The organism is Paenirhizobium naphthalenivorans (assembly GCF_007992095.1).
GTDB classification, from domain to species: Bacteria; Pseudomonadota; Alphaproteobacteria; order Rhizobiales; family Rhizobiaceae; genus Allorhizobium; species Allorhizobium naphthalenivorans.
Map to the genome: position 1 here is coordinate 177,549 of NZ_BJZP01000001.1, position 17,965 is coordinate 195,513.

The 17,965-nt window shown below is 62.1% G+C and carries 13 protein-coding genes; 7 read left to right on the top strand and 6 right to left on the bottom strand.

The features are described 5' to 3' along the window. Positions 1–92 precede the first annotated feature (92 nt). Genes RNA01_RS00845 through RNA01_RS23865 form a run of 3 tightly spaced genes read right to left on the bottom strand, consistent with a single transcriptional unit; the run spans position 93 to position 5,761 of the window. The gene (locus RNA01_RS00845) at positions 93–1,322 is read right to left on the bottom strand and encodes an AI-2E family transporter (protein WP_147177975.1); all 1,230 of its coding nucleotides are present in this window, start codon (positions 1,320–1,322) and stop codon (positions 93–95) included. Then, positions 1,319–1,672, bottom strand: coding sequence for a hypothetical protein (locus RNA01_RS00850; protein ID WP_147177977.1), 354 nt, complete (start codon positions 1,670–1,672; stop codon positions 1,319–1,321). The genes RNA01_RS00845 and RNA01_RS00850 overlap by 4 nt, the downstream gene beginning before the upstream one ends. A gap of 60 nt (positions 1,673–1,732) precedes the next feature. After that, complete coding sequence (locus RNA01_RS23865) at positions 1,733–5,761, bottom strand: putative Ig domain-containing protein (RefSeq protein WP_210245719.1); 4,029 nt, start codon at positions 5,759–5,761, stop codon at positions 1,733–1,735. Positions 5,762–5,888: 127 nt separating this feature from the next. On the opposite strand from RNA01_RS23865, the gene RNA01_RS23870 reads away from it, so the two are divergent. Beyond that, positions 5,889–6,227, top strand: coding sequence for a hypothetical protein (locus RNA01_RS23870; protein ID WP_210245720.1), 339 nt, complete (start codon positions 5,889–5,891; stop codon positions 6,225–6,227). Positions 6,228–6,424: 197 nt separating this feature from the next. On the opposite strand, the gene parE is transcribed toward RNA01_RS23870, so the two are convergent. Further along, positions 6,425–8,494 carry a DNA topoisomerase IV subunit B gene (gene parE / locus RNA01_RS00870; RefSeq protein WP_147178246.1) on the bottom strand — a complete coding sequence of 690 codons (2,070 nt, stop codon included), beginning with the start codon at positions 8,492–8,494 and terminating at the stop codon, positions 6,425–6,427. Between the two features lie 220 nt (positions 8,495–8,714). Here parE and RNA01_RS00875 point away from each other — a divergent pair, with 220 nt between their 5' ends. From RNA01_RS00875 to RNA01_RS00900, 6 genes are all read left to right on the top strand, one after another. Beyond that, positions 8,715–9,605, top strand: coding sequence for an alpha/beta hydrolase (locus tag RNA01_RS00875; RefSeq protein WP_147177979.1), 891 nt, complete (start codon positions 8,715–8,717; stop codon positions 9,603–9,605). Between the two features lie 157 nt (positions 9,606–9,762). Then, the gene (gene tpiA, locus RNA01_RS00880) at positions 9,763–10,536 is read left to right on the top strand and encodes a triose-phosphate isomerase (protein WP_147177981.1); all 774 of its coding nucleotides are present in this window, start codon (positions 9,763–9,765) and stop codon (positions 10,534–10,536) included. Between the two features lie 103 nt (positions 10,537–10,639). Further along, positions 10,640–11,041 carry a preprotein translocase subunit SecG gene (gene secG, locus RNA01_RS00885; protein WP_147177983.1) on the top strand — a complete coding sequence of 134 codons (402 nt, stop codon included), beginning with the start codon at positions 10,640–10,642 and terminating at the stop codon, positions 11,039–11,041. A gap of 134 nt (positions 11,042–11,175) precedes the next feature. Continuing rightward, the gene (gene pyrG / locus RNA01_RS00890) at positions 11,176–12,813 is read left to right on the top strand and encodes a CTP synthase (protein WP_170253315.1); all 1,638 of its coding nucleotides are present in this window, start codon (positions 11,176–11,178) and stop codon (positions 12,811–12,813) included. A gap of 325 nt (positions 12,814–13,138) precedes the next feature. Then, on the top strand, positions 13,139–14,089 hold the full coding sequence (locus RNA01_RS00895; RefSeq protein WP_147177987.1) for a GGDEF domain-containing protein: 951 nt from the start codon (positions 13,139–13,141) through the stop codon (positions 14,087–14,089). 300 nt (positions 14,090–14,389) lie between these two features. Further along, the gene (locus RNA01_RS00900; RefSeq protein WP_147177989.1) at positions 14,390–14,923 is read left to right on the top strand and encodes a DUF992 domain-containing protein; all 534 of its coding nucleotides are present in this window, start codon (positions 14,390–14,392) and stop codon (positions 14,921–14,923) included. 99 nt (positions 14,924–15,022) lie between these two features. Here the strand turns inward: RNA01_RS00900 and RNA01_RS00905 are convergent, their stop codons facing one another. Further along, the gene (locus RNA01_RS00905) at positions 15,023–16,258 is read right to left on the bottom strand and encodes a TadE/TadG family type IV pilus assembly protein (RefSeq protein WP_147177991.1); all 1,236 of its coding nucleotides are present in this window, start codon (positions 16,256–16,258) and stop codon (positions 15,023–15,025) included. Between the two features lie 201 nt (positions 16,259–16,459). Continuing rightward, positions 16,460–17,956: an SLC13 family permease gene (locus tag RNA01_RS00910; protein ID WP_210245721.1), complete on the bottom strand. Its 1,497-nt coding sequence runs from the start codon at positions 17,954–17,956 to the stop codon at positions 16,460–16,462. Positions 17,957–17,965: the final 9 nt, after the last annotated feature.

Genomic DNA, 17,965 nt, shown 5'->3' on the forward strand with positions numbered 1-17,965 from the left:
GGGGCACCCGGCTAGGCAGGTGAGACAAGTTCAAACAGAGGATTGCAGCCAAAGCAAGACGGATAGCGCTACGGCAACGAGCGCTGCGGCCATCAGTTGCGTGGGCGCGCGCGATCCAGTGCAACGGTTACCGCCGGGGTCTCAACCGCTGCGGTTGCACCAGCCTCGTTGGCAAGACCGGCGGCGCCGGTTTCCGCCGGGTCGGCCAATGCCACTTCGCGCATCCATTCACGCCAGATCGAGACGATCAGGGCCATCAACACCGGACCGATGAAAAGTCCGAGAAATCCCATTGTCTTCACGCCTCCGACCAGACCAAAAAAGGTTGGTAGGAAGGGGAGCTTGATCGGACCGCCGACGAGGCGGGGCCGGATGGTCTTGTCGACGATGAAGAGTTCCATCGTACCCCAGATGAACAGGGCCGTGCCCGGAATATAGGCGCCGCTGGCGACCAGGTAGACCGAGACCAGCGTGAAGGAGAGCGGAGCCCCGCCGGGGACAAGGGCCAAGACCCCAGTCAGCACGCCAAGCGTCACGGGTGACGGAACCCCGGCCAGCCAGTAGGCGGTGCCAAGCACAATTCCCTCGCCGATGGCGATCAGAGTCATGCCGGTGACTGTGGAACTGATCGTGGCAGGCACGACGCGCGATATGCGCTCCCAGCGGTTCGGCAGAATGCGCTCACCCAGAAGGTCGATCTGGCGGGAGAAGTTCGTACCGTCGCGGTAGACGAAGAACAGGGCGATCAGCATGAAGAGCAGCGTCAGTGCCAGATGGAACACGCCATTGCTAGCCGCGATCAGTGCCCGGTAGATATTGCCTATATTGGCGCCGCTGACGATCTGGATCAACTCGCCAATCGCGCCAGGAGAGCCGATATGCTCGCGCCATTTTTCCGACATCCATGTACCGACGCCGGGAAGGCGGATGATCCAGTCCGGCGGCGGCGCGCCCACCCGGTTGACCTCGATCGCCCAGCCGATCCATTGGCGAAGCTCATCGACCGTATAGGTGATGGCGATACCGATCGGGATGATGAGGAAAGCGAGGATGGCGAGCAACGCGAGTGTCGCGCCAAGTGTTCGATTGCCGCCGATCAGATCCAGTAGCCTGCGATAGAGCGGCCAACTGGCAAAGGCTATGACGAGGGCGGCGAGCACCGGCACAACGAAGCCATGGAAGAAGTAGATCGCCGCGATGACGATCAGTACCAGCAGCCAGCGGGCGGCGGAAATCGGAGTGATGAGCGCCGACCTACTCGGTGACGTAGGCCCGAGCCATCGGAGGCTTCGTTGCAGCTTGGGTTCTTCAGCCTTGCTCACGTCGATTCCCGGATCCGGTTTGTCTGGTACCCAAGCATATGGGGCATTCTCGGCGGGTGCGCAAGCGCGCAGGTCGAAGATCGAGTCCAGTCTATCGGGATTGGCTTGCAAGGCAGAAGCGAACCGCCTTGTTGGGTTCCATGCCGCGATGATTGGCCGTCCGGGTTCATGGATAGCCAGTGCTCATTGGGGCGATCCCTGGCCGGTTGCAGAGTCCGGTGGCTGTCGGCCGACGACCAAATATCCAGATTGTCCGCGAAGGCCGCGCGGTCCTGGATGAAGCGGAACCGCGCCTCGGGCTTGGTGCCCATCAGCGCATCGACGGCATCGCGCGTGCCTTCGAAATCCACCTCGTCGACCTCGACCTTTTTGCCCTTGAACCCGCCCGACCGGTCCGGTGAGCGGCCGTTCTAGAAACGGCCGCTCAGGTCAAGGTGAAACGTCTGGTTCAAGAGCCCGTCGCCGTTGAAGGCGGCGCGGTAGCGCGAGGAGAGTGAGGCGTTCTCCATGCCGATCAGGGTGAGGCCAAGGCCGAGGACAACATTGTTTTTGCGGTCGGTCATGCCCGGGATGACGTAGTCGATGGGCCAACTGCTGTCGGCATAGGTTGCGCTGGTGTCGCCGCTGTCGAACAGGCTGTGGGAGAAGTCGAGCGTAAACTCAGGCTTCAGCACTGCGTTGTCGAGCATGATGGCATAGGAGATGTCGAACCCGAGCGTCGCCGTCAGCGTTTCGATGGTCTGCCGCGCGAGCGACGCGTTCTCCCAGCCTGCGCCGGTTTCCGTGACGGAGTCGAGCACGGAACGGGACGCGCTGATGCGGCCGTGGGGTGAGAGCGTCCAGCCGTCGGCAGTCCAGTCATAGCCGCCGCCAAAGGCTGCGAAGAACTGATGGCCGTTGCGGTCCGCCTCGGCTTCAGCCGCATTGGCGGTGATCCGCAGTGATTTGAAGTCGAGCAGGCCGGCGCCGGCGAGACCGTCGAGGTAGAAGCCGCCGCCCAGCGTATAGAGACCATAGGTGGTCAGGCTGGCCGCCCTGTTGCGGCTCGTGGTGCCGTTCGAACCGATATCATCCTTGTCATTGGCGAAGCCGAGACCGAGGCCAGCGATGAAATGGTCACTCACGCGGTAGTCGAGGCCGGCGGTGACGTTGACAGTCGTGTAGTCCGAGCCGCTTGCGCCGGTGTTGGAGGCGTCGTCACCGAGCATGATCGAGCCAGCGGTCCAGAAGGCGAGGCTACCGCCCGCGATGGGCGAGCAGCCGGCATTGGCGCTGACGGGCGCGGTTCCGCCGTGGCCGTCGCCGGCATTCATTTGCAGGTTGTTTTCCAGGCACGCCTTGCCGCGCAAGGAACGCAGGTGATCCTGCACTGTGTCGATCTGTACGTCCGCGAGGCGAGCGGCGGCCCGCGCCTGCGCCTCAACGAGGCCGACGAGATCGGCGTCGTTGTTGAGCAGCGGCCGGGCGCTGACTGTCAGCGTTACCGTCGCGGGCGCCGAAGTGCCGCTTGCGCTGGTCAGTGTGTAGGTGGCTATGGCGGTGCCGGAAAAGGTTGGGTTCGCCGTGAAGCGCAGTTTGTATCGGCCCGACGAATAGGCGGCGGCGAAGGCTGCGCTAGCCGTCGAGGCTGCGGTGTCTTCGAGGACGATATAGGCCGTGCCGGAGCTTGGGGGCGACAGTGAAACGAGCGTGGCGCCGGTGAAGGGGCCGCCGCTGGCGCCGGTGGTCAGGTCGATTAAGCTGGTGAGGCCGGGGGTCGCGGACGCATTGATCGATGGGGCCGTTATGCCGCCGCCGTGGACGGTGAGGCTGAGGGCCGTGCTGGATGAGACGCCGAGAGCGTCGGTTGCGCTGAGCGTGAGCGGGTAGGAGCCGTTCTCCGTCGGCGTACCGGAAAGCGTCGCGGACGACGCATCGAAGGTAAGGCCATTCGGCAGGGTTCCAGACATGGCGAAGCTGTAGGGCGCGGTTCCGTTGCTGGCGGTGAAGGCCTGCGAGAAGACGTTTCCGACATTGGCGCTCAAAGAGCCGGACGGCGAGATGGAGAGCGTCGGGGCGCTGACCGTGATCAAAACCGTCGCCGGGGCCGATGTGCCGATGGCGTTGGTGGCGGTATAGGTGAAGCTATCGGTACCGGAATAACCGGATGTCGATGTATAGGTGATCGACGTGCCGCTGGCGGTCGCCGTGCCGTGCGCAGGCGCGGAAGCGGTCGATACACTCGTTGCCACACCGCCGCCGAGCGACAGGGTTATGGCGTTGCTGGAGGAATTGGCCGCGACGGTGGCCGAAACGGCCGAGGCGGTCGGGGCCAGATCTGTGGCGACAATCGAATAGGCCTGCGATCCGGTGGCGCCATTGGCGTCGGTCGCGGTCACGGTGAAGGAAGTCGTGCCGGTGGCGGACGGTGTGCCCGAGATCGCCCCCGACGCTGTGTTCAGCGACAATCCTGCGGGAAGGGCGCCGGCGGTTATGGCATAGCTGTAGGGCGCGGTTCCCAGACTTACCGACAGGCTGGCGCTATAGGCGGCGCCGACCGTGGCCGACGGCAGCGACGTGGGGCTGAGCGACAGCGTCGGCGCGCTGACCGTGATCGTGACGGTCGCGGCTGACGATGTGCCGGTGGCATTTGTCGCGGTATAGGTGAAACTGTCCGTGCCGGAATAACCGGATGTCGGCGTATAGGTGATCGTCGTGCCGCTGGCCGCCGCCGTGCCATGCGAAGGCGTGGATGCAACCGCGACACTGGTCGCGGCACCGCCGCCGAGCGACAGGGTTATGGCATCGCCGGAGGAATTGGCCGCGACGGTGGCCGAGACGTTCGCAGTCGTCGGGGCCTGTTCGGCCACGGCGATCGTATAGGCGCGCGATCCGGTCGCGCCAAGGTCGTCGGTCGCGGTCACGGTGAAGGAGAAGCTGCCATCGGCTGTCGGCGTGCCGGACAGGACGCCGGCAGACGACAGCGACAAACCGGCGGGCAGGGCGCCGGCGGTGACGGCATAGCTGTAGGGCGCGGTTCCCAGACTTGCCGACAGGCTGGCGCTATAGGCGGATCCGACCGTGGCCGACGGCAGCGACGTGGGGCTGAGCGACAGCGTCGGCGCGTTGACCGTGATCGTGACGGTCGCGGCTGACGATGTGCCAGTGGCATTTGTCGCGGTATAGGTGAAGCTGTCGGAACCGAAAAAGCCAGCTGTCGGCGTATAGGTGATCGCGGTCCCGCTGGCCGCCGCCGTGCCATGCGAGGGCGCGGATGCAAGCGCGACACTGGTCGCGGCACCGCCGCCGAGCGACAGGGGTATGGCGTTGCTGGAGGAATTGGCCGCGACGGTGGCCGAGACGTTCGCGGCGGTCGGGGCAGCTTCGGCCACGGCGATCGTATAGGCCCGCGATCCGGTGGCGCCAAGGTCGTCGGTCGCCGTCACGGTGAAGGAAGTCGTGCCGGTGGCGGACGGTGTTCCCGAGATCGCCCCCGACAATGTGGATAGCGACAAACCGGCGGGCAGGGCGCCGGCGGTTATGGTATAGCTGTAGGGCGCCGTGCCGAGGCTGGCTGACAGGCTGGCGCTATAGGCGGATCCGACCGTGGCCGACGGCAGCGACGTGGGGCTGAGCGACAGCGTCGGCGCGCTGACCGTGATCGTGACGGTCGCGGCTGACGATGTGCCGGTGGCATTTGTCGCGGTATAGGTGAAGCTGTCCGTGCCGGAATAGCCGGATGTCGGCGTATAGGTGATCGCGGTGCCGCTAGCGGTCGCCGTGCCATTCGCTGCATTGGTGGCCACCGCGACACTGGTCGCGGCACCGCCGCCGAGCGACAGGGTTATGGCGTTGCTGGAGGAATTGGCTGCGACGGTGGCCGAGACGTTCGAGGCTGTCGGGGCCTGTTCGGCCACGGCGATGGAATAGGCCTGCGTTCCGGTTGCACCATGGACATCGGTGGCGGTTACGGTGAAGGAAAACGTGCCGGCGGCGGTCGGCGTGCCCGAGATCGCGCCCGCGGACGACAGCGACAGGCTGGTGGGCAGGGCGCCGGCGGTGACGACATAGCTATAAGGTGCGGTGCCGTTGGCGCTGCTGAGCGAGGCGCTATAGGCGGTTCCGACCGTTCCGTCCGACAGGGTGGTTGGACTGATGGTGAGCGTCGGCGCGCTGACCGTGATCGTGACGGTTGCGGCTGACGATGTGCCGCCGTCGTTAGTGGCGGTATATTTGAAGCTGTCGGAACCGGAATAGCCGGATGTCGGCGTATAGGTGATCGCGGTGCCGCTGGCGGTCGCCGTGCCATGCGCTGCATTGGTCTCCACCGCAACGGTGTTGGCAGTGCCGCCGCCGAGCGACAGCGTGATGGCATTGCTGGTCGAATTGGCTGCGACGGTGGCAGAGACGTCCGCGGCGGTCGGGGTAGGTTGGGAGGCGACCGTGAATGTGACGGTCACGACATCCGCTCCGGTTGATAAGGAACAAATCACGTCAACCCAGGGGACATTCATAGTCACCGTATAAGTTCCCGGTGTCGTCGGGGTGCCGACGTACCGCAAATAAGCTTCGAATGAAGAGCCGGACGTGTCCGCCGATAAAGACAGGCCGGGCACGGAGCCTGACGTAATCGTGGGCGCCCCGTTCAAGTCGGCAGCATTACAACTACTGTTTGGTCTGACATCATGTGTAATGGAACTGGACACCGGCGTTCCCGCCGTGAGCGAAACGTTATGGCTGGCCGAGGCGGCGAACACTGGTGGCATGGCGGCCAGAAGACCGGCCATAACCACCACGCCGCGAAAGCCGAACCTCTGTGGCCGGGCTAGAAAACCAATGAAAGCCAGCAAAAAGCGCAAGCACCGACGAAGCAACGGCATAAAAATAAACTTTGATCATCAAGTGCCCGCTTTAAATAAATCCTGAAAAACAGATTCGAGCGGTAATGGATTCTTTCCGCGATGGAAACCGCGGCAGAGAGCTAAAAAGACAATGCACCAGAAAAAGCCGTCTCTTTACAGATCGGCCGTCAAGGCCGCGTTCCGGACGACACAATCGCAACCCCCCAGCGGTTGTGAAGACAATCCTGCCATGCTCCGTTGTGTCGTTCCTCGGGCAACGCCTCAGATGTCGAGATTGTCGGCAAACGCCGCGCGTTCCTGGATGAAGCGGAAGCGGGCTTCGGGTTTGGTGCCCATCAGCGCATCCACGGCATCGCGCGTGCCTTCGAAATCCACCTCGTCGATCTCGACCTTGAGCAGCGTGCGCTTGGCCGGATCCATGGTGGTTTCCTTCAACTGCGCCGGCATCATCTCGCCAAGGCCTTTGAAGCGTCCGACCTCGACCTTCTTGCCCTTGAACACGGTTTCCATCAATTCGGCGCGGTGGGCGTCGTCGCGGGCGTAGACCGTCTTGGCACCCTGGCGGATAACGTAGAGTGGCGGCACCGCCAGATAGAGGTGGTTGCCACGAATCAGTTCCGGCATTTCCTGATAGAAGAAGGTGATCAACAGAGATGCGATATGGGCGCCATCGACGTCGGCATCGGTCATGACGACGATGCGCTCGTAGCGCAGATCCTCGTCGCGGTATTTCGACCGTGTGCCGCAGCCGAGCGCCTGGATGAGGTCGGCGATCTGCTGGTTGGCCATCAGCTTTTCGCGGCTCGCGCTGCCGACGTTGAGGATCTTGCCGCGCAGAGGCAGGATGGCCTGATTGGTGCGATTACGGGCCTGCTTGGCCGAGCCGCCGGCCGAATCGCCTTCGACGATGAACAGTTCGGCGCCTTCGGCGGTGTTCTGCGAGCAGTCCGCCAGCTTGCCGGGCAACCGCAGCTTGCGCACGGCCGTCTTGCGGTTGACTTCCTTTTCCTTGCGCCGCCGCAGGCGTTCCTCGGCGCGCTCGATTACCCAGTCGAGCAGCTTGGCCGCCTCGTTGGGATTGTCGGCGAGATAGTGATCGAACGGATCGCGCAGCGCGTTCTCCACCAGGCGCTGGGCCTCGACGGTGGCGAGCTTGTCCTTGGTCTGGCCGACGAATTCCGGCTCGCGGATGAACACCGACAGCATGCCGACGGCCGAGATCATCACGTCGTCGGTGGTAATTTCCTTGGCGCGCTTGTTCTGGGTCAGTTCGGCATAGTTCTTCAGGCCCTTGGTCAGCGCGATGCGCAGGCCGGCCTCGTGTGTGCCGCCTTCGGCGGTCGGGATGGTGTTGCAGTAGGAATGCACCAGCGGATCGCCGCCGTACCAGGTGATCGCCCATTCCATCGCGCCGTGGCCGCCGGTCTTTTCGGTCTTGCCGGCGAAAATTTCGCGGGTGACGGTGAAATCCTTGCCGAGCGTGGCGGCCAGATAGTCCTTCAGGCCGCCGGGGAAATGGAAGACAGCCTTTTCCGGGATGTCGCCGCCTTCCGGCACCATGCCCGGATCGCACGACCAGCGGATCTCGACGCCGCCGAACAGGTAGGCCTTCGAGCGGGCCATGCGGAAGATCCGACCCGGATCGAATTTCGCATGGTCGCCAAAGATCTGCGGGTCGGGGTGGAAGCGTACGCGCGTGCCGCGACGATTGTGCACTTCACCCAGTTCCTCCAGGCCGCCGATCGGCACGCCGCGCGAAAAACGCTGGCGATAGAGCTTGCGATTGCGCGCCACCTCGACTTCGAGCAGGTCGGACAGCGCGTTGACCACCGAAACGCCGACGCCGTGCAGACCGCCGGAAGTCTCGTAGGCCTTGCCATCGAATTTGCCGCCGGCATGCAGCTTGGTCATGATCACTTCGAGTGTCGACTTGCCCGGCACCTGCGGGTGCAGTTCGACCGGGATGCCGCGGCCGTTGTCGGTAACGGTAAGGAAGCCTTCGACATCCAGATGCACGTCAATGAAATTGGCGTGGCCGGCAACCGCTTCGTCCATCGAATTGTCGATGACTTCGGCAAACAGGTGATGCAGAGCCTTTTCATCGGTGCCACCGATATACATGCCGGGGCGCATGCGCACCGGCTCCAGCCCTTCGAGCACACGGATCGATGAGGCGCCATATTCACTGTCGCTGGCCATCACTGACGCGGTCGGCGAAGCGGATGGCGCGGCGCGCGGCGTCTCGGCCTTCGGAGCGGCCGCAGGCGAGGAGGGGGCGTCCATCGGCTTGGGTGCAAGCGGCAGGGCGGCGAAAAGATCGTTGTCGTCCATGGTGTCGTTCAATAATCTGTCCGTTGCGTCGGCTTTGTCGGCAGAGCCGGAGGGGGCGCAGGCTGCCTCACGCCTTGGTCGCTCTTGCGAATCAGCGTGATATTGCCAGAAAGGCGGGGCAGGCGCGACTTTGCCGGCAGGCTGTCGCGTAATTTCGCCAAGCTTTGCGTGTCAGCGTCGGCGAAGGCAAGGCCTGACTCGAAAAGGAGTGCCCGCTTCTATGCAGATGTCCACAGCTCATTTCCGCGCGGCGGCGCTCTTGCTTTGCCTGTCGGGGCTCTTTTGCGGTGGCCTGGTGCGAGCCGAGGCGCTCCAGCCGTTCAAGGACGCACTGTTTTCCGACCAGCCGTTGCTCGAAACCCGTGACGGGGGCGATTTTCAGGTGGTCGACTACCAGGAAATGCGCGACATCAACGGGCGCGATCAGATCCCCGAGCGACGGGTGAAATCGAAATATGTCGATCTCGGTGTCAAACGCCAGCAGGTCAACGAGACGCTTCAGTTCGCCGCCGGCAATCTGGATGTGGCGCGGGTCGGTCCCGCCAGCGGGGCGGCCTTTACGGTAATCTTTATCCACGGGCGCGGCGGCGACCGGCGCCTCGGCGTCAACGACTTTTCCTTCGGCGGCAATTTCAATCGCCTGAAGAACCTCGCCGTGCAAAATGGCGGCGTCTATTATGCCCCTTCCGTTCGCTCCTTTGATGTCGCGGGCGTCCAGGCGATTGCCGGCCTGATCGGGTATGCCGCAGCCCAGTCGCCTGGCCGTCCGGTCGTGCTTTCCTGCGCTTCGATGGGTAGTTTCATCTGTTGGGGCATAACCCGCGACGCGGGCGTCGTCGCCGATCTCGCCGGCATGGCCATCCTCGGCGGGGCGACGGATCCGGATTTTAACAAGAGCGCCGCCTACAAGGCGAAGCTGCCGATCTTTTTCACCCATGGCAGCCGCGACAGTGTCTATGCCGCGACCGATCAGATTGCCCTCTACGACCGGCTGCACAAGGCAGGCTATCCGACCCGTTTCACCCTTTACGAGACGGGCTCGCACGGCACGCCGGTACGGATGAGCGACTGGCGCGCCGTCCTCAACTGGATACTGGTACAGCGTCGATAGTGCGGTAGTCCTCTCAGCCGTTGCTAATTCAAAGCGCAGAAACGCGCCTGATTTTCACCATGACGCCCGATTTTGCGGCATTTTCTCCGTCATGTGCTTTCCTTCCCCCCGTCGATTTGCTAGGCCCGGCGAAACGTTGATGGGGTGGGTTTTGATCATGACGACACCGAATGTCCGTCCGCTTGTCGCGGGTAATTGGAAGATGAACGGCACGCGCGCCTCGCTCGACCAGATCAAGGCCATGGCCGAGGGCGTCAAGGGCCCGCTTTCGGAAAAGGTCGAGACGCTGATCTGCCCGCCGGCCACGTTGCTCTATGTCGCGACCGCGCTCTGCGACGACAGCCCGCTTGCGATTGGCGCACAGGATTGCCACCAGAACGCTTCGGGCGCCCATACCGGCGACATCTCGGCGGAAATGATCGCTGACTGCTTCGGTACCTATGTGATCGTCGGTCATTCCGAGCGCCGCACCGACCATGCCGAGACCGACCATCTGGTGCGCGCCAAGGCGGAAGCCGCCTATGCCAGTGAATTGACCGCCATCATCTGCATTGGCGAGACGGCGGATGAGCGCAAGACCGGCCAGACACTCGATATCCTTAAGCGCCAGCTTTCCGGCTCGGTGCCGGATGCGGCGACCGCCGAAAACACCGTGATCGCCTACGAGCCGGTCTGGGCGATCGGCACGGGGCTGACCCCGACCACCGCCGATGTTGCGGAGGCACATGCCTTCATGCGCGCCGAACTGGTCAAGCGCTTCGGTGATGCGGGCGCCAAGATGCGCATCCTATATGGTGGCTCGGTCAAGCCGTCGAACGCAAGGGAACTGATGGGCGTCGCCAATGTCGATGGCGCGCTGATCGGCGGAGCGAGCTTGAAAGCTGCGGATTTCCTTGCCATATACCGCGTCTACGAGGACCTTTCCGTCTGAAAAGGCGGTGGGCGCGGCCCATAAGGGCTTTCTTTGCCGTGGCCTCTCATGTAAAGAGCGCCCAACCGATTGATAGTGCCCGTCGCGGGCAGGTGGAAAATTCATGCAGACCGTATTGATTGTCATTCATCTCATGATCGTGCTGGCGCTTGTCGGCGTCGTGCTGATCCAGCGTTCCGAAGGCGGCGGTCTCGGTGTCGGCGGCGGCTCCGGCTTCATGTCGGCGCGCGGCACGGCCAATGCGCTGACCCGCACCACGGCGATCTTGGCGACGCTATTCTTCATCACTTCGCTCGGTTTGGGTCTTCTGGCCCGCTACGAGGCCAAGCCGACCGATATTCTCGATCGTATTCCGGCCGGTACGGCCGCGCCGACGGGCAATGTGCTCGACCAGCTCCCGGGGGCGGCTCCGGCGACTACGACGGCTCCGGCTGAAAACGGTGCAACCGCACCGGCGCCTGCAGCCCCCAAGGCTGATCCGAACGCCGTACCCACCGGCAACTGATCGCTTGACTTCTCATCGCTCCGGCGGGCTCTCGGGTCCGCCGGTTTTCTTTTGTGCATATTCCGCCTCGCTTGACAAAAAAGTGGGAAGAAACCCATTTTGGGCTGGCGGAATCGAATTCGAAACGGTATCCGGTGAAGCCCATGGCGCGATATGTATTCATCACTGGCGGCGTGGTTTCCTCTCTTGGTAAAGGAATTGCGGCCGCGGCACTCGGAGCTTTGCTGCAGGCGCGGGGTTACCGCGTTCGTCTGCGTAAGCTGGACCCCTATCTCAATGTCGATCCCGGCACGATGAGTCCGACCCAGCATGGGGAAGTCTTCGTCACCGATGACGGCGCCGAGACGGACCTCGACCTCGGTCATTACGAACGCTTTACGGGGCGTTCGGCCACCAAAACCGACAACATCACCACTGGTCGGATTTACAAGAACATCATCGACAAGGAGCGGCGCGGCGACTATCTCGGCGCAACTGTTCAGGTCATTCCCCATGTCACCAACGAGATCAAGGATTTCGTCGTCGAAGGCAACGAAGACTATGACTTCGTGATCTGCGAGATCGGCGGCACGGTCGGCGACATCGAAGCGATGCCGTTCATGGAGGCGATCCGCCAGCTCGGCAATGACCTGCCGCGCGGCACCGCGGTCTATGTCCACCTGACCCTGATGCCCTATATTCCGGCGGCCGGCGAGTTGAAGACCAAGCCGACACAGCATTCGGTCAAGGAACTGCAAGCGCTTGGCATTCATCCCGACATCTTGCTGGTACGCGCCGACCGCGAAATCCCGGAAGCCGAACGCCGCAAGCTGTCGCTGTTCTGCAATGTGCGCGCTTCGGCCGTCATCCAGGCGCTCGACGTCGCCAATATCTATGACGTGCCGATGGCCTATCACAAGGAAGGCCTCGACAATGAGGTTCTGGCCGCCTTCGGCATCGAGCCGGCGCCAAAGCCCCGTCTCGACCAGTGGGAAGAGGTCTGCAACCGCATCCGTACGCCGGAGGGCGAGGTGACCATTGCCATCGTCGGCAAGTACACAGGCCTGAAGGACGCCTACAAGTCGCTGATCGAGGCGCTCTATCACGGCGGCATCGCCAATCGCGTCAAGGTCAAGCTCGAGTGGATCGAGTCGGAGGTCTTCGAAAAGGAAGACCCGGCGCCTTATCTCGAGAAGGTCAACGGCATTCTTGTGCCCGGCGGCTTTGGCGAGCGCGGTTCGGAAGGCAAGATCCACGCCGCCCAGTTCGCCCGCGAACACAAGGTTCCCTATTTCGGCATCTGCTTCGGCATGCAGATGGCTGTGGTGGAAGCAGCCCGCCATCTCGCCGGCATCGATAAAGCCTCCTCTACCGAATTCGGCAAGACCGATGAACCGGTGGTCGGTTTGATGACCGAATGGATGAAGGGCAATGCGCTGGAAAAGCGCGCCGCCTCCGGCGACCTCGGTGGCACCATGCGTCTCGGCGCCTACAAGGCCTCGCTGAAGAAAGGCACCAAGATTGCAGAGATCTACGGCTCGACCGAGATCTCCGAGCGTCACCGTCACCGCTACGAGGTCAATGTCGACTATAAGGACCGGCTGGAATCTTGCGGCCTCATTTTCTCCGGCATGTCTCCGGACGGCTTGTTGCCGGAAACCGTCGAATACCCCGACCACCCGTGGTTCATTGGCGTCCAGTACCACCCGGAACTGAAGTCCCGTCCGCTTGAGCCGCACCCGCTGTTCGCCAGCTTCATCGAAGCGGCGGTGGAGCAAAGCCGGTTGGTCTGAGCGGCTTTTTCAATTCTGCAGGAAATGCAAAACCCGGCGAAGACGCCGGGTTTTTTTAGGCTGCCGGCGATCCTTGGCTGATGTTCATCGGCGCATGAGCGCGTCGCCTCGCCTTAATGTGACAATGAGCACGCCAAGCCATCCGCTCTTCCTCAAGGGGCATCCTGGCCGCCGGACAGTTTCAGAGGCGACTTTTTTATTTTAGAACATTGAAACTTTCTAAGGATTTCCAGGGTATAAAAGGCTGGCGTAATTGCTGGAGCGCAGTCGGATCAACAGCCTTGGAGGAGGATGCCGGCTGCGACAACAACGGGATGTAACAAGCATGGCCGTACCGCAGAGCCCTTGTTTCGCAGACACTCGAATTAAAGGCAGGGTGCCGTTTTCGCGTGAAGAATTGCATTCCATTCTGTCTGCTTTGCCGGATCCGGCATTTGTCCTGACTCGAAGTGGGCGTTATGCCGCGATCTTTGGTGGGTCTGACGCGCGCTACTATCACGACGGAAGCAGTTTGATAGGGCAAAGTCTTTTTGACGTCATCGCCCATGAAAAGGCGCGATGGTTCACCCTGCAGGTCAGGGAAGCACTCGATTCAAGGGCCTTGCGCATCGTTGAATACAGCCTTTCGGGTAATGATGTGAAAGGGCTTGAGGATTCAGGGCCAGACGCTCCGATCTGGTTTGAGGGACGCATACAGGCGCTTGATTTTCTCGTCGACGGCGAAGACGCCGTCGTCTGGATTGCGAGCAATATCACTGAGAAAAACGCTGTCGAAAAACGGTTGCGCATTCAAAGCGAGACGTGCCCACTGACCGGCGTCTTCAATCGTAGGAAATTGCTGGAGGTCCTGGCTCAGCACTTCGAGCTGTTTACTCGGAATCGCATTCCGACATCGGTACTGATGTTCGATATCGATAACTTCAAGACGATCAATGACCATCTGGGCCATCAGGTGGGTGATCATGTCTTGGTCGCGGTTGCCGATGTGTGTCGGCAAGAGTTGCGCAAGTGCGATTATATCGCGCGCCTTGGAGGCGACGAGTTTGTCGTCCTGATGCCGGCCACGCGCCATGACCATGGCATCATCGTTGCGGACAGGCTGCGTCATCTCATTTCGTCCCGGCTTGAGGAGACATTCAAGCGGATCTGCACGATCAGCGGTGGTCTGACTGAGTTCTCGCCGCCAGACGTGTCATACGAGGCCGTCTTGCGGCGCGCCGATGACGGTCTCTATCGCTCGAAACGGGGCGGCCGGGATCAGGTCAGCGTCGTTTAAAGCCGTTCATGTCGCCGCCCGCTCCGTCTGGAATAAAACTCATGAATGCTGTGGATCTTCCGCGCCGATCCGTCTGATCCCTGCGATGGAATTGGGGGGATGCCGTATGCCGAGGGAGGCCGGCCCGGCCGGAACGCTTGCGCTCTGCGCGATACGCGAAGTGTGCGCCTTTCCACTGGCACGGGCGCCCTTTTGCCGCCGTCATTGGATCATTCTTTCGCCACGTGCGTTGACCAGAGTACACCCCTGCATCGGCCGACCGGCGCAGGCGGAAAATGAAATGACAAAGGGAATTCCGAGATGAATAAGACAATCACCATGGCGATCGCCGCACTGCCCGTGCTGCTGTCAGCCGGCATGGCCGTTTCCGCCGACGTGGTCACGGCGCGCGAGCCGGTTCCGGTCTACCAGGAGACCGACCGGGTCGACGGTGTGAAGATCGGCTATTTGACTTGCGATGTGGCCGGCGGCGTCGGCTACGTGCTCGGCTCGGCCAAGCAGGCAGAGTGCGTGTTTTCCTCGGTTATGGGTGGCGAGGCGCAAGACCGCTATTCCGGCACGATTCGCAAGATGGGCGTCGATGTCGGTTTCACCACGCGCTCTAAGCTGGTCTGGGCTGTTTTCGCCCCGACCGCCGGCTACCACCAGGGCTCGCTCGGCGGCCTCTATCAGGGCGCGAGCGTTGAGGCGACCGTTGGAGCGGGCGTTGGCGCCAATGTACTGGTCGGCGGGACCTCCGGTTCGATCCAGTTGCAGACGGTGAGCGTTACCGGCCAGCTCGGCCTCAACCTCGCCGCCACTGGCACTTCGGTAACGTTGACACCGGAAAAGTGATAGGTCGCTGCGACAGGGGCATTTGTTCCGGTCGCAGTCAGAAAAGCAAAAGTCCGGCTTATGCCGGACTTTTGCCGTGTTTCAGCTGCGGTCTGCGGCTTACTGGATCAGTCGCACATAAGCGCCGGTGGAGGGGGTGCTAGAGCCGCTGGTATAGGGTTCCAGCAGCCAGTTGGAGGAGTTCATAATCATCTGGTTCACGACCAACGTGATGCGGTTTACCTGATTGGTGGTGGAGTTGTAGGTCACGTTCCGGTTGGGCAGATAGATGATGCCCTCTAGAATTTCCCCCTTGGAACCGTTGAAGATATATTGCTGTTTATTGGCGTTGTTCGAGGCGTCGCTGGTTTTCTCGAACATCAAAAGGCCCTTGTAGGTCCCGGTGGTCGGCGCTGTAGCCGTGAATGTAAGCTCGCCGTTGGCGCGGATCTCGGAGTTGACGTCAGGGAAGTAGAAGCTGACACCTTGCGCGTTCACGGTTGCGCCGCTGTTGATGATCATGCGGCCCTTGATAATATGCAGGCCTGGCTGGAAGGTGATTGTTGGGCTTCCGTTGAAGGTGGTCGCGCAATGCACGCCGGGCTTCAGCGTGATCCTCTGCCCGTCCATGGTGCCGCTTGTGGTGCAGCTCGAAGAGACCATTGGTTCCGGCAGCGTGCCGGCATAGGGATCAGCGGCGGGCGTACAGCCCACTTCCAGATTGCTAAGCGTGCCGCCGTTCTTGATGTAGTTTGTGCCCTTGACACAGAATTTCGCGGTATCGATCTTTGCGCCGGAGTTCATAATGAAAGCAGGCGACGCCTTGGAGTGCACGTTCACACGGCAGGTCTTGGAATAGATATTGGCGCCGGAATTGATCAGCACGTCCTGTCCCTGGCTGGCAAGGACGTAGATGCAGTCCGTGCTTGCGGCGCTCTCCTCGCTGGCGAGTGCCGTCGCCGAGACTTTAAGGTCGAAGGAGGGGAGGCCGGCCAGTTGCAGGAAGTTGGTCTTTATCGAGCCGCTATAGGTGCCCGTCAGGCTCCCGTCAGCATTCTCCGCAAGCAGGACATCTTCTATGTCGAGGGGCTCGTCACTGGCTTTGGACAGCATTGCAGATGCGATAGCAAAGCGGGCGTTTTTGTCTGTCGTGCCTGCGGCAGCGAGCACTGCGGCGTCGATCAGACCTTGCAAACGTTCCTTTTCGGCGAAGGCGCGGGCCACGTCCACCGCGCCGCCTGCGGCGATCAACAAGATCGGCAGTATAAGGGCTGTAAGGATAGCGAAATTACCGTCTCTGTTCGTCAATATATGTATAAACCGAGCGGAAAATCCGCTGGGGGAATTCAGGGTCATGCTTCTTTTCTCCGGATGCAGTAGGGTCACTGCAAATTTGAATTTTTTTTGCACTGTAACGATGCAGCGTTAAAATGCGGTGTCTGATCTATCACCGTGTCGTGCGTCGTGCATTTTTCGCGAGGGGAAATTCGACTCTCTGCCGCTGAGGTGCGTTTGGGATCTGTCCGCTCGCGTTGTCGGCGCGGTAAGGCGCCTGATCTAGCGAAGGACCGAGAGGACTGGCCCCAGGGTGAGGGCGCCAGCCGCGACCAGGATGACCGAGATGATGTTCATGTAAACACCCGCCTTCATCATGTCGGCGACACGCAATTCACCAGTCGAAAAGACGATCGCGTTCGGCGGGGTGGCGACCGGCAGCATGAAGGCACAACTGGCGGCGAGCGCCACGGCGGAGGCAAGCACGACGAGATCGATGCCGGTCGCCGCCGCCATGGTGGCGACGATCGGCAGTAGGGCCGCGACCGTCGCGGTATTGCTGGCAAGCTCGGTCAGCAGCACGACGGTGAGTGTCAGTATCAGCAGGAAGGCGAAAGGCGACAGTCCGTCCAGTCCGGCAAGCGCGGCGCCGATCCATTGCGCAAGGCCGCTTCTATCCATCGCCGAGGCGAGAGACAGCCCGCCGCCGAAGAGCAGCAAAACGCTCCAGGGGATCTGCTGGGCGTCCTGCCAGCGCAACAAGAACTGGTTGCGTCCGGCAAGTCCGTTCGGGATCAGGAAGAGCGCAAGGGCGCAGGCCAAGGCGATGCCGGGATCACTGAGGTTTTGAAGACCCGGAATGGCGTTGAGCAATGGCCGGGTGATCCACAGCACCGCAGCCGTCAGGAAAACAATGGCGATCCGCCATTCGGCCGGGCTCGCGGGCGTGCCGCTGGCCAGCCGCGACACCACGGCGTCGGCCTTCATCGAGGCGGAGAACTCGGCGCTGACGGGAAAGGCGAGACGCGTCAGTACCAGCCAGCCGATCGGCAGGAAGACTATGACGAGCGGAATACCTACGGCGGCCCAGGCGGCAAAGGACAGATCGATGCCGTGGCTTTCGGAGAGGTAGCCGGCCAGGAGAGCATTGGGCGGAGTGCCGATCAGCGTGCCGATTCCGCCGATGCTCGCGCCGTAGGCAAGACCGAGCAACAGCGCGCGGGAGAAGCGGTGGACATTCTCGTCATCGGCGCCGTGCCCCTCCGCCAGGGCGGATATGACAGACGTCGCGACCGGCAGCATCAGCACGATGGCCGCCGTATTGCTGATCCACATGGAGATCGTGCCGGTGGCGACCATGAAGCCGAGCACAAGACGGCGCGGTTCGGTGCCGATCGCATGCACGACCGAATAGGCAAGCCGCCGGTGGAGGCCCCAGCGCTTGACGCCGGCGGACAGCAAAAAGCCGCCGAGGAAAAGAAATACCAGCGGATTGGCATAGGGCGAGGCAGCGGCATTGATCTCGCCCTCCCCAATCAGCGGAAGCAGGATGAGTGGCAAGATCGCGGTGATCCCGATCGGTATCGGTTCCGTCGACCACCAGATCGCCATCAGCAGCGCTAACCCCAGGGTGTGCCAGCCTTGGGTTGTCAGGCCGGCGGGTGGCGCGATCAGCAGTGTCGCCAGCAGAACGGCCACACCGGCCAGGAGGCCGATCAACGCGGAAGGGGCCATCAAGGCAGCGGGGCGTTCCGTCGGTGGGTTTACCGGCTCGCCCATCGTACCCCC

Excerpts from the sequence above, each read along its gene's own strand:
- parE (WP_147178246.1), bottom strand. The coding sequence starts at position 8,494 with ATGGACGACAACGATCTTTTCGCCGCCCTGCCGCTTGCACCCAAGCCG.
- RNA01_RS00875 (WP_147177979.1), top strand. The coding sequence starts at position 8,715 with ATGCAGATGTCCACAGCTCATTTCCGCGCGGCGGCGCTCTTGCTTTGC.
- tpiA (WP_147177981.1), top strand. The coding sequence starts at position 9,763 with ATGACGACACCGAATGTCCGTCCGCTTGTCGCGGGTAATTGGAAGATG.
- secG (WP_147177983.1), top strand. The coding sequence starts at position 10,640 with ATGCAGACCGTATTGATTGTCATTCATCTCATGATCGTGCTGGCGCTT.
- RNA01_RS00895 (WP_147177987.1), top strand. The coding sequence starts at position 13,139 with ATGGCCGTACCGCAGAGCCCTTGTTTCGCAGACACTCGAATTAAAGGC.
- RNA01_RS00900 (WP_147177989.1), top strand. The coding sequence starts at position 14,390 with ATGAATAAGACAATCACCATGGCGATCGCCGCACTGCCCGTGCTGCTG.
- RNA01_RS00905 (WP_147177991.1), bottom strand. The coding sequence starts at position 16,258 with ATGACCCTGAATTCCCCCAGCGGATTTTCCGCTCGGTTTATACATATA.
- RNA01_RS00910 (WP_210245721.1), bottom strand. The coding sequence starts at position 17,956 with ATGGGCGAGCCGGTAAACCCACCGACGGAACGCCCCGCTGCCTTGATG.